Genomic DNA, 19,306 nt, shown 5'->3' with positions numbered 1-19,306 from the left:
TTGCTTGATATTTGCATTGGAGGAAAAGAAAAAATGATCACAAGTAATTGATATGATAAGGTTTTTTAAATTCAGCTGTTCCGTCATCTCAAGTGAAAACTCTATGTTTGCACTCCACTATTTAGACGACAGAAGCAATTTTGAAAATCGGGAGGTACATTGCAACAACTAATCCACCGATCATTCCTCCAAGAAAAACCATCATAAACGGCTCAATCATGGCAGTGAGATTTTCCACAGCCTGATCAACCTCCTCGTCATAAAAATCGGCAATCTTTTCCAGCATGGCGTCCAGGGCACCCACAGATTCACCGACATTAATCATCTGGACTACCATATTGGGGAATACACCTGATTCTTCAAGAGGTTCAGCAATAGGTCGCCCTTCGGCTATAGCATCGCCAACCATGAAAACAGCATTTTCAATAACTTTGTTGCCGGCAGTTTTGGCAACGACCTGCAGAGCTTCAAGAATGGGAACGCCACTTTGAAGCATGGTACTGAGTGTTCGGGTGAATTTTGCCACAGCTACTTTACGCAGCAATACTCCAACTACAGGTGAACGGAGGAGCAGGCGGTCAATTGTCAATTCACCCTTTTTAGTGGAATAGATTTTTTTGATAATAAAAATGACAAGAAAAATTCCAACCAGAATGAAGACGATGTTATTTTTGAAAAATTCGCTCATATTTACAACAATCTGGGTCGGAAGCGGCAGACTGGAGCCGAAATCATTAAACATTTTTGAGAAAACAGGTACTACGAAGACCAGGATGACAATAAGGATCAGGATTGAAATGGCCAGACAGATGACAGGGTAGGTCATGGCACCTTTAATTTTTTTCTTGAGGGCCATGGATTTCTCCATGAATGTAGCCAGCCGCGAAAGAATGGTATCAAGGATACCTCCGGTTTCTCCAGCCTCAATCATATTGTTAAAAAGATTGTCAAAAATCTTAGGGTGCTTTCGCATGGCATCGGAAAGAGTGGAGCCTGACTCAACATCCGAGCGAATTTCTCCAAGGGCTTTTCTGAATGTGGGATTGCTTTGCTGCTTTTCTAGGATTTCAAGGCCCTGGACAAGAGGCAGTCCAGCATCAATCATTGTTGAGAGTTGCCTGGTGAAGATCACAATGTCTTTTCCGGTGACCTTGGGCTTGAAAAAATTTACATTTTCCAGAAGATCTTTTGGTTTTTCTTTTATAACCGGATCCGCAATTCTCAATCTTTTGACCTGCAGCAGGGCTGCAGCCATATCGGGAGCTTCTACTTCCCCTTTTCGTTTTTCGCCGCTGGAATTTTTACCTTTCCATACATAAACAGGCATTGTTGCCTCCATCAGGTTTTGAGTCAGTCAGAGAATCGTAGTGTTGGTTTAGTGAAAACACCAATAAAGTAATGAAAATCCGATTGTGTCGGTAGAACATTCAGTCGCGGATTTTCGAATAAATTCAAAGTAAAATCTAGTATATATCAATTGGTTGGATAATACAAGCTGATGACTGTCAGGATTATTGTAATTTTTTTTGCAGAATTGATATTTTTTCAGGGATATTGATCTTTCTCAGGAACAGAAAAAAACTTGTGCGTTCTGTTTTACACTGGTATACTGAGAGGTTCTTGGTGGAGAAAAATTAGGCATACCTGTTCCATGTTTTCAAATAACCTGGAACGTTTATATGGACGGAGGAAAAAAGAATGCAAAAGCAGGAATCTGTTAATTATAAAGATGGTCGTTTTCAGCCTGTTATTGAAAAATGTGACGGCTGTGGGAGAGTGGTGGAGCAGGAAGGAGAGCAGTTCTGCATGAGTTATCTGAACCCTGCCGCAAAGTGGAAACTGGGTATCTGTAATTTCGCAACCCATGCAAAACCTGAAATCACCGTTACTAAAGTGAGAATAAATCCATTGAAAGCAGCTAAAAGGGCATCTAAAAATAAATAATCAACGAAGTAGAGTGCCCTTGGAAATTAGAATTTTAGTTTGAAGTCAAGGAGGCTTGTAGTTTATTCATGATAACCATGAAACTCAGCAAGATTTGAAATATGCCGAAAAAACAGGCACATTTCAAATTCTACATATATCAGGATGAGCCTTGGGTGTAACCAGGTCGTTTCTTGCAGGGGGAGGCGGTGCATATTTGCCGCCGCCTTCCCTTTGTGTATCTGTTCCGGGGCGGTGCTCTGAACCCGCTGAAAGTTTGTTGTAACCTGTGTCAAGAGGGTCTTTTTCCGAAAATCGATGTCCCTACACGAACAATTGTAGCTCCTTCTTCAATGGCTATCGGAAAATCTCCTGACATACCCATAGATAACTCAATTTTCTCAATATTCGAAAAAAAACCCATGGCTGATAGTCTATCAGCCAGAATCCGGAGATTTCTGAAGTGCGGTCTTGTTTTTTCCGGAGATGATTCATATGGAGGAATTGTCATCAATCCCTTGATTTTCAATCTGGAAAGAGACTGGAGGTCTTCCAGCAGTTGGGCGGCTTTGTCGGGAGCAACACCTGATTTGTTGCCGTCTTCACCAATATTTACCTGAACCAGTATATCCAGGTTTCTGTCGAGCTGGTTCAGGTGTCTGTCTATCGCAGTTGCAATTTTGATTCTATCAACAGTTTCAATCATGGAGCATGATTCTGCGGCAATTTTAGCCTTGTTGGTCTGCAGATGCCCAATAAAGTGGAAGTGAATGTCTTCAGGAAGCTCTTTTCTTTTCTGTTGTATTTCCTGGATATAATTTTCACCAAATAACCGCTGTCCAGCTTTATAAGCAGAAAGAATAGCCGAGCGGGGAAATCTTTTGGATACTGCGATCAGTTTTATTTCTTCGGCGGATCTGCCGGAGTTCCTGGCTGCGACTTGAATCTGTTCTTGTATTTTTAACAGGTTTGTTGAGATCATAGCGTGTTGTCGGTTTAAAATTGGAAAAGAGTTTCACTGTTCAGGGATGTCCGGCGAGCAACTTCCGCCAGGGATGCCTGTTTTAACTCTGCAACTTTTTGAGCTGTATACAGGATATACAGAGGTTCATTTCTTTTTCCCCTGAAAGGATGCGGCGCAAGAAATGGACCGTCAGTCTCCAGAACCATTGAACTCAGCGGTATTCTTTTTACTACATCCTGCAGGACTGCGCTGTTTTTAAAAGTCACAATACCGGGAACAGATATGAGTAATCCGAGATCAAGAACTTTTTTGGCAAAAATATAATCACCGGAAAAACAGTGCATTATTCCGCCATGCTTCAATGGTGGTGCATTGCGGAGGATATCGATGGTGTCTGCATCAGCATCCCGGTTATGAATTATTACCGGCAGACCAAGATCAGCGGCAAGGCTCAGTTGGCAGCTGAACAACTCTTTTTGTAATTTTTTGGAGGAGTGAAGTTTGGCGTAGTCGAGGCCGATCTCTCCGTAGCCGACAATACAATCAGGGTTGGTATGGAAAAGATCACGTAAAGAGGATAAATCAGAATCGGTACTGTTTCGGGCGTCGTGTGGATGGATGCCAATTGTTGCAGATACCTGGCTGAACATTTTTGAAATTGCAACAGCACGGGTGGAGCTCTCAAGGTCAATGCCTATTGTAACTATTCGAGCAACCCCATGGTCTGCCGCATCCTTGATGGTTTTTGCAAGATCCTCCTGATACATTTTCATATCAAGGTGACAGTGGGTGTCAATAATATAAGAATCACTCTTGAGATCTGGTAAAGCTTTGTCGTTGGTCGTCAAACTGTCTTCCTCCTGAAACCGGTTTTTATCGGAATTCTTTTCTCCGGTTAAATCTGAATTGTTTCCTGTAACTGTTAATCTGAAAATCCCGGACTGAAGGTTGTATCGCCGCAATTGGGATTTTCATCAAATTGTTGAGGCCGAGTTTTGGAGTCCGGCCATGCCGGTTTATCTGCTGGATACATTGTATATTAAAACAGGAAATAAAGCTGTACAATGGACTAGTGTAATGATTTTTCATGTAAAAATATAAAATAAATCTTCATATACGATAAAAACTATCGTATAGTAAAAAGGAGTTTTTCGATTTTTTAAAAAACTGCTGTAAAAAACTCAATATAAAACAGTTGAATTGAACTGTTTTTCATCGTTACATTGCTCAGAAATGATTTTTCATTCTCTTCTGGGTGCCTTGAAAAAATAGAATTTTTGTTCGAAGTCAGGGAACAGGGAAAGAGCGCAGCAGATGAGTAACAGGTGAGCATTTCCTGTTTTCCTGTGATGCGAAAAAGGATTGAAAAGACGGTTTTTCAAGGTGGTTTTATGTATCGTTAGTGGATAAATAGTGGTTTATATAAGTGTTTTTTTATGGGGATTTTCTCGAAATGTCAAACAGAACCTTTTGAGAGATTATTGCAATAAATGCGGGTTTGAGAAAAAGCTGATTCCAGCGACAATATTTAAGATGAGGTTTGTGGCATGAATTATGGGATTGTCAGTCAGGAGCAACTCGAGCAAATAGATGGAATACTATCAGAAAAGCTGATAAAGCTCGGTGTCGATTGTGTTATTATAATTGACATGGCGGGTAATATTATCACTGCCAAAGATAATGGTGAAAGCAAGTATGATGTTTATTCTTTTGCTGCTCTGGCTGCCGGTAATTTTGCTACGGTGGATGCTATGGCAAAGCTTGTCGGTGAACAGGAGTTTTCTCTGTTGTTTCATAAGGGACAGGAGTCAAATATCCATTTCAGTAAAATTGATGATGAGCTCCTTTTGATTTCCATGTTCGGCAGAGATATTTCTTTGGGTTTTCTTCGATTGAATGTTGTGGATGTTATAGAAAAAATAAGAAAAGTCTGGGATAAAAAGTAGGCAGAGTTGAAAATGCTTTTCTTACAATGTGGATCCACTGAAGTTATCAGCTTTATATTGAAGAAACTACAGGGAGTGGAACGTTGAGTTTCATTAATTTAAAAGAAAAAGTAGTACAGGTAAAGATTGTTTATTATGGACCTGGTCGTGGTGGAAAGACAACAAATCTTGAATATGTCAATCGGAGGTATCGAAAGCAGATTCTCTCTGAGATGGTGAGTTTGAAAACCCATGGAGACAGGACATTATTCTTTGATTTTTTGCCTTTTGATATGGGAAAGATCAAAGGATATGACATAAAAATACAGTTGTACACAGTACCTGGACAGGTCAAGTACAATGCCACCAGGAAACTGGTTCTGCGGGGTGTGGATGGCATAGTTTTTGTTGCCGATGCGATGGAAAAGCAGCGTGAAAAAAATATCAGATCACTCAATCAGCTCCATGAGAACCTGAAATCATACAAAGAGAGTATTTTTAAAATACCTCTGGTTATGCAATATAACAAAATCGATTTAAAAGAACATGGTATACCAATTTTACCAACCTCCGTGTTGCAGAATGACCTCAACAGTCGATTAAAAGTACCCTATTTTGAAGCAAGTGCGATCACTGGATATAACGTTGCGGCTACTTTGAAGAAAATCATCTCTTCATCAGTTATTTCAATTCAGAAAAAATTACTCTAGAGAGAAAGGCTGTGGTGGAACAGTATAATGAAAATCAATACGATGATGATTTGACAATCGGGTTAGATGACTACGAAGAGAGATATCAACCGGATACTGTTGATCTGTTTGAGTTCTCAGCCCAGGAAGAGTCACCTATCAGCAGGTTGAAAAGCCTGATTTTATCGATTGATTGGGAGATTACTGATGAGGTCCTGATGCAGTTTAATGAGGAGCTTGTTGATCTCAGGGACATATGGGCAGATGAGAAAATTAATCTTGTATATATTCAGGCTCTTGAGAAGATCAGTAAATATATCTACCAGCAAAAAGCTGAAGCCCATCCTAATGCCATTAAATTACTTTTAACGTTTTATTATAATCTTGAAAAAATTGTTTCATCCGGGGAACTCTCTGAACAGGAGAAAAAAGATCTTCTTTTAGAAGATGTAAAAAAGTTTGAGTATTTTAAACAGCAGGTGGTTCGATACGATAAAAGAGCCGGTAAAACTGCTGAAACCGAAAAAGTTATTGAATCTTCGGGTGATTTACAACCGGGCAGTGAAGAACTGTTAAATCTGAAAGCTACAGTTCTGGGGATTGACTGGGAGATTACGGAAGAGGACCTGAAAAGGCTTCGTGAGGAGGTTGTTCGGCTGGAAACAAAATTTGCAGGGGATCGGCCGAAACTCATTCTGTTGCAGGGGATTGGTACACTTGGAGCCTATATAAAGGTCAAGAAGAGCAATGCCCATGCGGATGCCTTTACACTGTTGCATCTCTTTTTTGAAAGTCTTGAGAAGATTGTTACAACCTCTATGACATTTGCAGAAGAAAAGGAAGTCCTTTTTAACGCAGTGGAAAAATTTAATACCTTTAAAGAACTTCTTGGTGCAACAATTTCTGAGGAATCTCTGAAGAGGCGTGATGAGAGTGATACTCAGGAGGTGCCTGGTGATTCAGGTGAGATACAGCCGGCACTTGCCGATTTTGATGATGAAGAGACCATCGGATTCCAGGAAGAGGAGGAGGCCCAGGAACTTGGCCTGACAAGTCCTCTGGATGTGTCTTCCCATATCGATCAGTTCTTTGGTGATGCACCGGAAGAACAAAGTGATGAGTTATCCGGAAAAGTCGCCTTAACTGAAGCGTTGCAGGGTGTTGATGTTGAGGAGGGAGAGAAGGAAGAACCGGTTGAAACTGTTGAACTTGAAGTAGGAGAACAAACATTATTCAAGGATGAACCAGATGTCGATCGATCTGAAGATTTGCAGGAAGGCCCTTTGCCTTCACTTGAAGACAAAGAGTTGGCGTTGCAGGGGGTGGATGTTGAAACCGAGGCAGATGATGATTCCGGGGAAGACCCGCTGCCTGTTGAAGAATCAGGAGAACTGGCACCTGCGTTGACTGACAGTGATGAGGAGTCTCTTTTCAGTGTTGAATCGCTGGAGGACCCGGTACAGCAACAGGACGTTGAAGAAAAACTGGAAGAAACTCTCAATGATTTTTTTGTGGAAGATGATGAGGTTGAGGCAGTTTCTTCCGACCATACGGATGAAATAATTTCTGAAGAACAGGCAGAGGAAGCTGATACAGATTTTTCTGAGCAACTGTTTGAAGACACATTGGAAATAGATGATAGTCTGGTTACTGAAGATCTCAGAAATGAGGAATTTGAAGATTCAGACGAGCTTGATCTTATAGAAGAATTGCCAGAAGTCGCGAGTGATGAACCCTCTGACGCTGAGCTCCCTGCTGAAGCCCAGGAGTCAGAGCCGGTAGAATGGCTTCAGGAATCACTGTCGGAAGAGAGTGATCTGGATCTTGCCCCGGCTCTGGAAGAAATTTCCGATGAAGACCTGGTTACTGATGAAAGAGTGGCGGAAGAGTCGTTTGACACAGAAGATGAAGAGCTTTTTAAAGATGTTGAGGACGATGTTGCTCCTGCTCAGTTGTCGGAAGAGTCGGCCGATGTTGCTGATGATACTCTTGCAGCCACACTGGATCAGAGTCTTGATTCTTTTTTTGGTATGGATGAGGGCGTTGAAGAGGCACCAGATGATGATCTGCTTTTTTCATTACCTGAGGATGAACCGGAACCTGGTCTAGACGAAGCCGGGAAGGTGAATGAGCTGGAAGGAAATGAGGAAGAGGTTGTCTTTGAACTTGTGGAGGAAGGCGATTTCAGTGATGGTGAATCCATACCTCTCGAATCTCTGGAAGAGCCGGATGAAATAGAGACTCCAGACGATTCGGCAGGTGAAGATCCCCTGGCGTCTCTGGGTGTCTGTCTCAGCTCCATTGAACTGGAACTTGATGATAAGGTTATTCAGGGGATTTTTTCTGAAATCAATCACTTAAGACAGTTGTGGGCTGACAGGACTCTGGAGAAAACATTTTTACAGCTGTTATCAACTGTTGCCCAGCACATTGATCAATTTCGCCTGGAGTCCAGTAATGAATCATTTGATTTACTTAAAGACAATTATAATACTTTGAGGGCGTTATCTGATAAAACGACGGAAGAAGGTCAGGAGATGCTTCTCAGGGAGACTGCAAAGGTTCTTGCCTGGCAGCAGGAGATCATTTCAGCCCTGGTATCACCTGTCGAAAGTACGGGATCTTTTGATGAACAAGTAAATGCGGATGTGCAGGGTAAAGGTGAGGATAGCCTGGGCGATGAAGTGACTCTGGTTTCATCAGATATTCACGAGGAAATTGTAAGTTTAAGAAAGACACTTCAGGAGGAAATTGCTTCTTTGAAAGAGGAGTTGAAAAAAGAATAGCAGATATTTTGCAAGCTGTGAGTAATTATTTGATAACGCTGCACCAATTTTTATGGTGCAGCGTTTTTTTTGCCTGGCCAAGCGGACAGAAAAGATTTTGGAAATCTGGGATAACTGTACGTTATCACCTTGAAATAGCTATAATGGAAAGGAGAGCGTATAGGAAGAGCCCAGCAAAAAAGAGATAACCAGCCTGTTTTCGAAAATTATTGTCCCGGGAAAGTGAGAAAAACAGGAAAAGAAAAAGGAGAGGAACTAAAACTCCAGCCAAAAGCGGTGGCAAGTAGCGGAGGAGTTCCTGGAGACCAAGGAAGAACCATGGACCGGTGATATATTCAGTCCCTGGAAGTTCCGGTTCAAGCGGTGCTGCCAGGTATATGGGTAGAATGAACATGAAAACAAGAAGCAGGGGATGTTCTGAGGCTGGAGTCTTATATCTTCGCAGATGACTCCAGAGAAGTACAAGAAGGAGCAGGTCAAAGGAAATGATATGGTGAAGATAAACATTTCTCATGCCATGGGATGAGATGGAAAAGAGGAGATCATTCAGTGCGTGTCCGGCAAAGGGTATGGATTGAATAATATTTTCAGCAATAAAACCGGCGGATGAACCGGTACTGTCATCTCTTAAAATATAGCCGGTGAAAAGGAGCAGGAGTATGACTGGCAGGGAGGCTGTAACAAAGAGCCAGTCTTTTCGCGTATATCTATCTGTTTTTGTGTAGGTGAACGCAAAATGACAGCAGGAGAGCAGAAAGAAAAACTGGCTTGAATAGAAATGCAGAGATCTGAAATAACCTCCAAAGGGAACGATTAATTCAATTGATACAGAAGAGTAATACGGTGTTGAAGCTTGATACTGTATCCCGACAATAATACCTGAGAAAAGGGAAATATAGAGGCAAACCAGGGCCCAGCTGCCCCATTTGCGGTTTTCAAGGAAAAGCAGTAGTTGTCGGATGATGCCCATTCTCTGTTTATGCTGTTTTATGTGGTGACGTAATTACTCACAGGTACCCCAGCTTTTCACGGTCTCTTTTGTCCGCATAGGTAGGCTATAACGAACAAAAGAGCCTGCAAAAATCTGCGGCACCTGTGAGCAATTACAGTTCGGAGGTAATAAAATCATATAATTGCTACCCCTGTGAGTAGTTACGTGGTGACTATGTAATATGGACTGTTTTCCCTCTTTTCAACCGGAAATTGTCTGAGCGGCTTTTGGGCCGGGCCGTTGAGAACAGCGCCAGTCCTGGCGTAAAAACGACTCTGGTGGCAGGGGCATTCAAGAATGTCTTCCGCATCCTTATAGTGAAGTCTGCATCCCAGGTGTGTACATTTTCTGGAAAGCGCCCAGCAGGAGCCATCTTTATCAAAAAGAATGAAGTCTCTGGTCACGAGAACACCATCTGTCGGGATGGGGGCGCCGATTTTTACGTAATTCGGTTTTTTGGGAACAGTGTAACCCGCAAATTTCAATATGGGATAGAGAAGTGCAGTTGACAGCAACTGGAGAATAATATTTCTCCGTTTTTTTTGGAATTTTACGCTCACGAATTCAGATTAATTAGAATAACAGGGGGCCCTGTGGAGGCGACAACACATGTTACTGTTTTTCTGAAAATTTTTTAATCAGCATTTCATTGACATGAAAGGGAACCATATCACTGACATCGCCGCCGTTTCTCGCGGCATCCTTGATAATTGATGAACTTATAAAAATCCATCTGAAATTCGGCATAAGGAATACCGAATCAACTTCCCTCTGCAGTTTTCTGTTCATCAATGCAAGTTGAAATTCATAATCAAAATCCGATACGGCACGTAGACCTCGAACTATGGCTTTTGCTTTCTGTTGATGAGCAAAGTCAACCAGCAGGCCGGATACAGAATGCACCTCAACCCTTGAGAAATCTTTAAATGTCTGCTCAATCATTTTTACTCTTTCTTCAACTGAAAAAAGAGGGCTTTTGGCAGGATTTATGCCAACTGCGACAATAACCTTACTGAAAAGATTCAGTGCTCTTTCAATGATATTGACATGACCCATTGTTATAGGGTCAAAGGTTCCGGGATAAACTGCGATAGCCTGTTCTGTTTTAATATGAGTACTCATAAATTGGTTCTCTGGCTTAAATTCTGCCGATAAAATATCGGGTTCCGGGTCTGTATTTACAGTTCAGAGGTAATAAAATCACAGAGTTGCTACCCCTGTGAGGAGTTATAAAAAAGGTCGGGTTTATAAAACCAGAACGAGGCTTCACCATAAACGCGCCGGTCATGCAACCTGAGAAACGAAAGCTCTGACGGCAGATCTACATTGAATCGTTCTTCCACGATAAGGAGACCATTGTTTGATAATAGATTGCTTTTGTCAAGCATAACCAGCGATTTTAAAGAATAATTGCTGGAATAAGGCGGGTCTGAAAAGATTATATCAAATCCCCGGGGGTGTAGAGATTGTAATTTCCCGGTTGGCAGACTGCGGGTAAGGTCATGCCGAATGACTCGTATTGTGGGAATATTTCCTTTGTTGCCAAAGCAGAGGGAAATATTCTGCTGTATAATTTGCAGCGCTGTTCTGTTCTTTTCGACAAATAAAACGCTTTTGGCACCTCTGCTGAATGCTTCAAGGCCGACAGCACCTGTTCCGGCATAGAGGTCGAGCATGTCAGCATTTATTATCCTTTGCCCTAAAATACTGAAGAGGGCTTCTCTGGCCCTATCAGAGGTCGGCCGAATGTCCTTTTTGCCTTGCCGAGTTGGTGGCGCAACCAGTTTCCGGCCCCTCGCTGTCCCGCTGATAATTCTCATTACCGGACAGGTGCTAATTATTCAGTCTGCCGAGAATTGTTTCTCCGGCACGAACTTTTTGCCCTACTTCCGCAAGAATTTCCGTTTCAACCGGTAAATAGAGATCGACTCTTGAGCCGAATCGTATAAGGCCAAACCGTTTACCCTTTATCGCCTTATCTCCGGGTTCAAGCCAGCAGATAATCCTTCTTGCAATCAGACCGGCAACCTGGACACAGGCGATTTTTTTCTCTTTATCTGTTGAAATAACAGTCGCACAATATTCGTTCTGCAAGGCACTTTTTTCACTGTCGGCCGAATAAAATTTTCCCGGCTTGTACAGTATCTGCTCCACTGTGCCAGAAAACGGGATGCGGTTGACATGAACATTAAAAACATTCATGAAAATTGAAATTTTGAAAACTTCATCATGGATGAAGGTCTCGTCTTTAATTCTGTCAATGAGAATGATTTTTCCATCGGCAGGGGAGATCAATGCATTTTCGTCATGGGGGATGAATCTTTCCGGATCCCTGAAAAAACCGAGGACAAAGAGGGAGATAAAGAGAAAAACAAGAGTGACAACCGTGAATCCCAGTACAGCTGAGATAAGAGTACAAAACGTAGCCAGGCCGATAAAAGGATATCCTTCCCTGGCAACAGGAATTTGAGGACTAAGCATAATGATAGAATAGAAGATTGTTTGTAACTATCCACCCGCCATTTATTATTACTGGCTTTTGGGTCCTCAAAAGCCAGGTGTGCGGGCGGAAAGAGACCGTGAAAAGCTGGTGTATCTGTGAGCAATTACGATTATTTGTGTTTGCTGGCCCGTGCCATTGCGATGACACCGGTTCGGACAATTTCCTTGATACCGATCGGTCGCAGTATGTCTATTACTGCCTGTATTTTTGATGCGGTTCCGGTTAATTCTATGGCATAACTTCTGGCGCTGACATCAATTACTTTTCCCCGGAAGATGTCTATGATTCTCAGGACTTCAGCCCTGGTATGGTTTTCTGCCTTGACCCGGATCAAAACCATTTCACGTTCCACATACTCCTGTTCACTGATATCAGTGACCTTGATGACATCAATCAGTTTATGCAACTGCTTGGTTATCTGTTCAATGATGGCGTCGTCACCTTTTGATATAACTGTCAGGCAGGAAATGTCAGGGTCCAGGGTCGCAGCAACGCATAAACTCTCGATATTGAATCCCCGGCCACTGAATAATCCTGTAACCCTGGAAAGAACACCCGGTTTGTTTTGCAGAAGAACAGAAATCGTATGTTTCATATGTTTAGCCTTGTCAGGTTGTATATATTGGTGGAGCGGAGGATTTTAAACAAGCAGCATTTCCGTATTAGGTTTTCCGGCAGGAACCATCGGATAGACCCCTTCTTCCTTTTCTATCTTGAAATCCATTATTACCGTGTTATCGGTAGCCAGAGCCTCTTCAATGACGGGTACCACTTCATCTTTTGTAAGGGCTCTTAAGCCGACGGCGCCAAAAGCTTTTGCCAGTTCAACAAAGTCCGGGGTGATATCCATGACGGTCGATGCATATCTCTTGTTATAAAAAAGCTCCTGCCACTGCCTCACCATCCCCAGATAGCTGTTGTTGAGGATTGCTATTTTAACGGGGCAGTTGTATTGCCTGGCTGTTGCCAGTTCCTGGATATTCATCTGAATGGAACCATCTCCGGCAATGTCTATAACAGTTTTTTCAGGAAAGGCCATCTGGGCTCCGATAGCAGCCGGCAGGCCAAATCCCATGGTACCCAGACCGCCGGATGTAACAAAGTGACGTGGGTAATTAAATTTATAAAACTGGGCAGCCCACATCTGGTTCTGGCCTACTTCGGTTGTTACGATCGCATTTCCACCGGTGAGTTCATCAAGTTTTTCAATGACATATTGTGGTTTGATGATTGAGCCATTGTCTCTGTAGGTGACAGGGTGCTGTTTTGTCCATTTAGTGAGAAGCTCAATCCAGGGAGTGTGAAGATCTGCTCTTTTGCCCGCCTTAAAGCTGGTATTGTTTTCAAACCAGGTATTCAGCGCCGTCAGGGCATGTCTGCAGTCAGCAACTATGGGAATATCGACCCGGACATTTTTACTGATGGACGTGGGATCGATATCGATATGGATGATTTTAGCGTTGGTGGCAAAGTCTTCAAGTTTGCCTGTCACCCTGTCATCAAATCTTGCCCCGACTGCAATAAGGAGATCACACTCGGCAACAGCCATATTGGCGGTATAACCGCCATGCATTCCAAGCATCCCCAGGGAGAGGTCGTGGGTGCCGGGAAAGGCGCCCAGGCCCATGAGTGTCATGGTGACAGGAATATTAAGTCTTGTTGCAAGCTCGGTCAGTTCCTTGTTGGAGTCCGAGAGAATGACACCCCCACCGACATAGAGAACGGGTTTTTCAGCTTTGAGAATAAGTTTGGCTGCTTTGGCTATCTGTCTGCTGTGTGGTTCATATGTCGGCTGGTAACTCTGCATCCGGATCGGTTTCTTCTCCGGATAATCTATAGTGCAGCCCACCAGATCTTTGGGTAAATCCACAAGAACAGGTCCCGGCCGTCCTGTTCTGGCGATATGAAAGGCTTCTCTGATTGTAGGGATCAGGTCTTCATGCCTGGACACCAAGTAGTTATGCTTGGTGCAGGGACGTGTAATGCCGACAATATCTACTTCCTGAAAGGCATCGTTTCCAATGAGGGGCCTGGGAACCTGTCCGGTGAGAACAACCAGGGGAATCGAATCCATATAAGCTGTTGCAATTCCGGTCACTCCATTGGTGGCACCGGGACCGGATGTAAGAATGGCCACTCCAACTTCACCGCTGACCCTGGCAAGGGCATCGGCGGCATGTACGGCACCCTGCTCATGACGAACAAGGACATTGACCAGGCTGGAATCCATCAATGCATCAAAAAGATCAATGACGGCACCCCCCGGATATCCGAATATTGTTTTTACACCTTCGTCTTCGAGGCATCTGACAATTGCCTGGGATCCGGTAATTTTCCCCATTAATTTATTCCTTTTTGAAAGATTTGAAATCGTGATCCAAGTGAAAAAGTAACGCCTCACCAGGTGAACAACCCAGTGTTTTTAATTTTTGAAGTGTAGAATTGAAGTAACACTTGTTATCAAAAATGCTTGAAAAATATATCTTTGAATAGGATGAATGTCAATATACAAAGCTTTTTCTGATTACCCATGAAATTCAGCCAGTTTGGGGATGTGGCTGTTTTATCAGGCTAGCTTACGGTCAAAAATCACTGGAAATCTCAATTGATAAGGAATTCAAATAAAAAAGTGTCAGTCCAGATCATTTTTTTAACCAGAACAATGTGATTTTTGAAATACGCCTGATAAAACAGCCATATCCCCAGTTTCACAAGTATCAGGCTGGGTTTTGTACGTAATCAGGAAGCTTTTTGCCGGGATTCCCATAAGGTCATTGCTCACAGGCCCCGGCTTTTCATGATTTCCTCTGTTACGTATAAACAGGTAAAAGCGAACATGAGAGGCTGTAAAAATCTATGACAGGTGAGCAAATTTCAAAAAGCTGCTTGACAGGAACTGTTGATGGTGTATTTATAAATTTCAAGCAACAGTAAATTATAATACATAAATTCAGCGTGATTGTAATGAAAAGAACTCTACTCTCTCTACTATCCGGCTTTTTATTTTCTGAAGCCGTGGCAAACACGGGAGAGTTGTAGTGTAATTTATTCTGCTATATATCCCTTTAAGGCCGCGGTTGGAAAAACCGCGGCCTTTTTTTTGTCTTATTGACCAAGGAACCGAGAAAGGAGAACAAATGAATCCGGAAGCCGTAAAAAAATACCGTTCCCAACCGCTGGTAAGCCTGCCTGATCGTACCTGGCCGGGAAAAACTATTGAAAAACCACCCATCTGGTGCAGTGTGGATCTGAGGGATGGTAATCAGGCACTCATCCATCCCATGAGTCATGAAAAGAAGATGGAAATGTTCCGGCTTCTGGTAGAAATAGGTTTTAAAGAGATTGAGGTTGGGTTTCCGGCGGCGTCGGAAGTCGAATACCATTTCATTCGAACCCTGATTGAGGATAATCTTATTCCGGAGGATGTGGTTATTCAGGTCCTGACCCAGGCCAAAGAATCCCAGATCAAAAAAACATTTGAGTCAATCAGGGGAGCCCGGGAAGTTATTATGCATCTGTATAATTCAACTTCCACTCTGCAGCGACGGATTGTTTTCAATATGAATCAAAAAGAAATTATTGAGCTGGCGATAAAGGGAGCAGAGGCAGTGAAAAATGAAGCTTCCGCTTATCCGGAAACAAAATTCAGATATGAATATTCACCCGAGAGCTTCACCGGAACTGAACTGGATTTTGCCCTTGAAATATGTGAAGCAGTGAAAGAGGTGCTGCAGCCTGATCCGCACAACAAAATGATCATTAACCTGCCGGCAACGGTGGAAATGACTTCTCCAAATGTATATGCTGATCAGATTGAATGGTTCTGCAACACTGTTTCTGACAGGGATTCAGTCATCATCAGTCTTCATGCCCACAATGACAGAGGATGTGCTGTTGCGGCAACTGAACTGGCTATGATGGCTGGTGGAGAAAGGGTGGAAGGAACACTGTTCGGTAATGGGGAGCGCACCGGAAATGTTGATATCATAACCCTTGCTCTGAATATGTTCACCAGGGGGGTTGACCCTGAACTGAAATTCGGGGACATAAACCGGCTCATAGATGTTTATGAAAGGGTGTGTCGGCTGAAAGTTCATCCAAGACATCCGTATGCTGGAGAATTGGTTTACACAGCTTTTTCTGGATCTCACCAGGATGCGATCAATAAAGGTATGATCAGGCATCGGGAATCTGAAGGCAGGCTCTGGGAAGTTCCATATCTGCCGATTGACCCGAGGGATGTTGGGAGAACATATGAGGAAGTCATCCGAATCAACAGTCAGTCCGGTAAAGGTGGAGTTGCTTATATCATGGAGGAATTCGGGTTTAAAATGCCCAAAAGCATGCATCCTGAATTCGGTGCCATTATCCAGAAAGTTACAGACAGAGAAGGCCGTGAACTGTTGCATGAGGAGATCTTCCAGGTTTTCTCTGATGAATATCTTACACCGGACAGACCCTATGCGATTCAATCTTTTCACGTCCATAAACGTCATGTGGCAGCCAGCGAGAATGATTCCTTTGCAGATATTGAGGCAACATTATCAGTGCAGGGTAAAGAGAAAACTGTTTCCGCTTCAGGAAACGGGCCTCTCGATGCTTTCTGTTCAGCCTTAAAGGCTGATGTGACGGGAGATTTTCGTTTGCGAAATTACCACGAACACGCTCTGGATCGCGGTTCGAGCGCAAAAGCTGCGGCCTATATAATGATTGAGTATCCCGATGGGACCGTCCGGTGGGGTGTAGCCGTTGATACAGATATAATCATTGCCTCGGTAAAGGCTGTTTTGAGCAGTCTGAACAGAATGAGAAAATCCTGAATCAATGAGCGGATGCCCTGGAAGTGAGTGTTATTTTAACTGACTTGGTTTCTGCTGATTTTTCTCGATATTGAGGCGACAGAATCGTCTACTTTCAGTCGCCTCGAGAAATTTCATTTCGCCCGAACTAAACCCTTAAGGAATAAGAAAAATCCTCACATATCGGTAATATATTATGTTCTTTGATTTCTCTATTCCGTGTTGTCGAACGAAAATTTTATTTTTTCAAGGTCTCTTTTATTATATGGTCAAGAGATGAAATTGGTAATGGCCCCCTGTTTCTCATTTGTCGAATAATATTATATACGGATTTACGCACAGGGTGTCTCAATTGATTTGAGTTGAAAAAACTGCTGAAAATGACTCCATAACCATCAAGTATTCCCTTTATATTCCATAAGTATCTCTTTTTTTTGAAGGCATGCAGGATTCCCCGGAGTGTATTTATAGACAGATTGGGAAGCAGATAGCTGGCCGGGCAGTTTTTCCATATATACAGTAAGGAATTACGACGTCCGTAGAAATCCCATTTCTGAAAACTGCGTGCAGGAGATTCATAATGTCTCATAGGTTCACTGATGTTCGCAATAGCGCACACTTTTCCGGATTCCAGTAATCGGATACAAAAGTCATCTTCCTCCACCTGGTGGTGAAAGAATTCATCGAACCCACCTAAGTTAAGAAAAGTATCTCTTCTGACTGCACAGGCACAACCAATAAAACTGGCAACAATAAAAATTTCGGATCCATTTTTGCCCCGGGGATGTCCATTAATCAGATTGCCATTTTGAATAAAAGGAATAGTCACAGCTCCAATACGTTGATCATTAAATCTCTGTAAAACTTCCTCAACGGTATGTATTCCCGGAAGTTCAGAATCATCGTCAACAATGAAAACGATTTCTCCGGCAGAAAGGCTTGCGCCGTAGTTTCTGTTTTTGATTGAGCCGCAATTTGTTTCTCTGCAGATTAATTTGACCAGATTACCGAACTTTTTCCTGATCATTTCAACCGTGTGGTCAGTGGAAGCATCATCAATGATCAGTATTTCTATGGGTGAATGGCATTGTTGCGCAAGGATGGAATCAATACAGCGTTCCAGGTCAGAAGCTCGGTTGTACGTTGAAACTACAAAGGAAGCTATTGGTTTTTCATCCATAATAACCTGTTATTGAGGCAGTTTTCTCATTATTGCATAATCAAGATTGGATATCAGCATTTCTTTAACAGATATTTCCAGCGACTGTTCAGCGGACAATTAAAGTTATGGACACCTAAAACAGTAAGGAATTCCTGAATTACGGATTAAAGTTTGTAAATCCGGAATTATCCTTCTCTGTTTGTAAAATATAGGCATAAAATATACCCGTAAAAATTTCTGGGTATTTTTGAACAAAAACTCTCATATGCAGAAATGATAAAATCTAAAACTTTTAATTAAACACATATCTAACTGATATATTGGCGTAAAAAAGACATGAAATTGCTGCTGGTATAAAAAAATTCTGGGAACAGGCAGTTTGGACGAGTTGAGCTGATGGTCACTGTTAACATGTTTAAAATCAAAAGGTTATTGTGAAATAATTGTAGTGGTTGTTTTGGTTGTGTTAAAAATTGACCTTTTCAGATCTTTGTGGCTTGAAAATTGCATATAAGTATGCAAGAGAATTTTTCTTCATTTTCATTATAAGAAAAGAAAATGAAAAATTCATAGTTACAGGAGATTGATATGAAAAAAACACTGTTAACTTTAATTTCCATGGGGGCTGTGACATTGGCTGCCTGCAGTTTTGTCAGTGCAGGTACAATTAATTTAACGGGAACTCTGCGGGATTTCGAATCCTCTCATCCTGACTTTCAATATGTCATAGGTGTTGATCCGGGTATTGTGGCAAACACTCTGGGTGTAGACGGAAAACCTGTATATGCCGGTGGAGCCGGAACTCTTACAACGACAGGAGCTGCCAATTTCAATCAGTGGTATAATGATGTACCCGGTGTAAATACAACTTCATCATACACAATTACATTGGATAACACTATTACATCGGATCCGAATGTTTACACATTTTCTGATATGACCTTTTTCCCACTTACTGCACCGGGGGATCCTGATAATTTTTTCTTTACATATGAAATTCATTCGGATTTCACTTATCAGGGTGGAGAAACATTCACCTTTTCCGGAGACGATGATGTCTGGGTCTTTATTGATAATCAGTTAGTAATGGATCTTGGTGGTGTACATACCATGTTGACAGGATCTGTTGATCTTGATACGCTTGGACTGACTATTGGGAATGATTATGACTTTGACTTCTTTTTTGCGGAACGTCACACAACGGAATCACATTTTAGAATTGACACTTCTATCAATATCAACAATGAGGTTCCTGAACCTGCAACCATGATTCTTTTTGGTGCCGGTTTGGTCGGAGTGACAGGTCTTCGTTTGAGACGTAAAAAGACGACATAGAGAATTAAGGAAATTTGGAAAATAAAAAAAGGCGGAAGAATTTATCTTTCGCCTTTTTTTATTTGACGACCCATTGGCTGATTTTCCGCAGTGGTTTGAGAAGCACAGTCCAGGGATAAGGCCTGATATCATTAACTTCCCATGCTTTTCTGTCCATTCTGTTCGCCTTCAGTCTGCTGAATATTGATTTATTGCTGGCACCGCCGGTTCTCATTTTTACTATAATTTT

17 protein-coding genes are annotated in these 19,306 nt (G+C 42.3%); 6 read left to right on the top strand and 11 right to left on the bottom strand.

From position 1 onward, the window contains the following. Positions 1–121: 121 nt before the first annotated feature. Positions 122–1,327 (bottom strand): type II secretion system F family protein, encoded by a 1,206-nt coding sequence (locus ACXLDX_RS06365; RefSeq protein ID WP_457576355.1) that lies wholly within the window; start codon positions 1,325–1,327, stop codon positions 122–124. A gap of 371 nt (positions 1,328–1,698) precedes the next feature. Here ACXLDX_RS06365 and ACXLDX_RS06360 point away from each other — a divergent pair, with 371 nt between their 5' ends. Beyond that, positions 1,699–1,944, top strand: coding sequence for a PxxKW family cysteine-rich protein (locus ACXLDX_RS06360; RefSeq protein WP_457576354.1), 246 nt, complete (start codon positions 1,699–1,701; stop codon positions 1,942–1,944). Between the two features lie 271 nt (positions 1,945–2,215). Here ACXLDX_RS06360 and ACXLDX_RS06355 read toward each other — a convergent pair whose 3' ends face one another. Together ACXLDX_RS06355 and ACXLDX_RS06350 are read right to left on the bottom strand one after the other, a co-directional pair. Then, the gene (locus tag ACXLDX_RS06355) at positions 2,216–2,905 is read right to left on the bottom strand and encodes a YggS family pyridoxal phosphate-dependent enzyme (RefSeq protein WP_457576353.1); all 690 of its coding nucleotides are present in this window, start codon (positions 2,903–2,905) and stop codon (positions 2,216–2,218) included. Positions 2,906–2,919: 14 nt separating this feature from the next. Then, complete coding sequence (locus ACXLDX_RS06350; RefSeq protein WP_457576352.1) at positions 2,920–3,735, bottom strand: TatD family hydrolase; 816 nt, start codon at positions 3,733–3,735, stop codon at positions 2,920–2,922. Positions 3,736–4,434: 699 nt separating this feature from the next. Here ACXLDX_RS06350 and ACXLDX_RS06345 point away from each other — a divergent pair. From ACXLDX_RS06345 to ACXLDX_RS06335, 3 genes are all read left to right on the top strand, one after another. Further along, positions 4,435–4,833: a roadblock/LC7 domain-containing protein gene (locus ACXLDX_RS06345; protein WP_228856554.1), complete on the top strand. Its 399-nt coding sequence runs from the start codon at positions 4,435–4,437 to the stop codon at positions 4,831–4,833. An 83-nt stretch (positions 4,834–4,916) separates the two neighbouring features. Further along, positions 4,917–5,522 (top strand): GTP-binding protein, encoded by a 606-nt coding sequence (locus ACXLDX_RS06340; protein WP_228856555.1) that lies wholly within the window; start codon positions 4,917–4,919, stop codon positions 5,520–5,522. 14 nt (positions 5,523–5,536) lie between these two features. Then, on the top strand, positions 5,537–8,287 hold the full coding sequence (locus ACXLDX_RS06335; RefSeq protein ID WP_457576351.1) for a hypothetical protein: 2,751 nt from the start codon (positions 5,537–5,539) through the stop codon (positions 8,285–8,287). A 124-nt stretch (positions 8,288–8,411) separates the two neighbouring features. Here the strand turns inward: ACXLDX_RS06335 and ACXLDX_RS06330 are convergent, their stop codons facing one another. From ACXLDX_RS06330 to ilvB, 7 genes are all read right to left on the bottom strand, one after another. Further along, positions 8,412–9,257, bottom strand: a complete 846-nt coding sequence (locus tag ACXLDX_RS06330) for a cytochrome b N-terminal domain-containing protein (RefSeq protein WP_457576350.1) — start codon at positions 9,255–9,257, stop codon at positions 8,412–8,414. A gap of 182 nt (positions 9,258–9,439) precedes the next feature. Further along, positions 9,440–9,838, bottom strand: coding sequence for a QcrA and Rieske domain-containing protein (locus tag ACXLDX_RS06325; protein ID WP_457576349.1), 399 nt, complete (start codon positions 9,836–9,838; stop codon positions 9,440–9,442). 52 nt (positions 9,839–9,890) lie between these two features. Further along, a complete protein-coding gene (gene coaD / locus ACXLDX_RS06320) occupies positions 9,891–10,400 on the bottom strand; it encodes a pantetheine-phosphate adenylyltransferase (RefSeq protein WP_457576348.1) in 510 nt (169 codons plus the stop codon). Positions 10,401–10,489: 89 nt separating this feature from the next. After that, positions 10,490–11,098, bottom strand: coding sequence for a 16S rRNA (guanine(966)-N(2))-methyltransferase RsmD (gene rsmD / locus ACXLDX_RS06315; RefSeq protein ID WP_457576347.1), 609 nt, complete (start codon positions 11,096–11,098; stop codon positions 10,490–10,492). Positions 11,099–11,111: 13 nt separating this feature from the next. Next, positions 11,112–11,759, bottom strand: a complete 648-nt coding sequence (locus tag ACXLDX_RS06310) for a phosphatidylserine decarboxylase family protein (protein ID WP_457576346.1) — start codon at positions 11,757–11,759, stop codon at positions 11,112–11,114. Between the two features lie 131 nt (positions 11,760–11,890). Beyond that, positions 11,891–12,376 carry an acetolactate synthase small subunit gene (gene ilvN, locus ACXLDX_RS06305; RefSeq protein WP_457576345.1) on the bottom strand — a complete coding sequence of 162 codons (486 nt, stop codon included), beginning with the start codon at positions 12,374–12,376 and terminating at the stop codon, positions 11,891–11,893. A gap of 45 nt (positions 12,377–12,421) precedes the next feature. Next, positions 12,422–14,122: a biosynthetic-type acetolactate synthase large subunit gene (gene ilvB / locus ACXLDX_RS06300; RefSeq protein ID WP_457576344.1), complete on the bottom strand. Its 1,701-nt coding sequence runs from the start codon at positions 14,120–14,122 to the stop codon at positions 12,422–12,424. A 796-nt stretch (positions 14,123–14,918) separates the two neighbouring features. Here ilvB and leuA point away from each other — a divergent pair. After that, positions 14,919–16,601: a 2-isopropylmalate synthase gene (leuA, locus tag ACXLDX_RS06295; protein ID WP_457576343.1), complete on the top strand. Its 1,683-nt coding sequence runs from the start codon at positions 14,919–14,921 to the stop codon at positions 16,599–16,601. A gap of 217 nt (positions 16,602–16,818) precedes the next feature. Here the strand turns inward: leuA and ACXLDX_RS06290 are convergent, their stop codons facing one another. Next, positions 16,819–17,760: a glycosyltransferase family 2 protein gene (locus tag ACXLDX_RS06290; RefSeq protein ID WP_457576342.1), complete on the bottom strand. Its 942-nt coding sequence runs from the start codon at positions 17,758–17,760 to the stop codon at positions 16,819–16,821. Between the two features lie 570 nt (positions 17,761–18,330). Between ACXLDX_RS06290 and ACXLDX_RS06285 the strand changes: the two genes are divergently transcribed. Continuing rightward, on the top strand, positions 18,331–19,077 hold the full coding sequence (locus ACXLDX_RS06285; protein ID WP_457576341.1) for a fibro-slime domain-containing protein: 747 nt from the start codon (positions 18,331–18,333) through the stop codon (positions 19,075–19,077). Positions 19,078–19,306 lie beyond the last annotated feature (229 nt).

The sequence above is a fragment of the Desulfomarina sp. genome (assembly GCF_054039375.1).
Note: the sequence above shows the minus strand (reverse complement) of the source record. Positions and strands in the feature narration are given on the sequence as shown.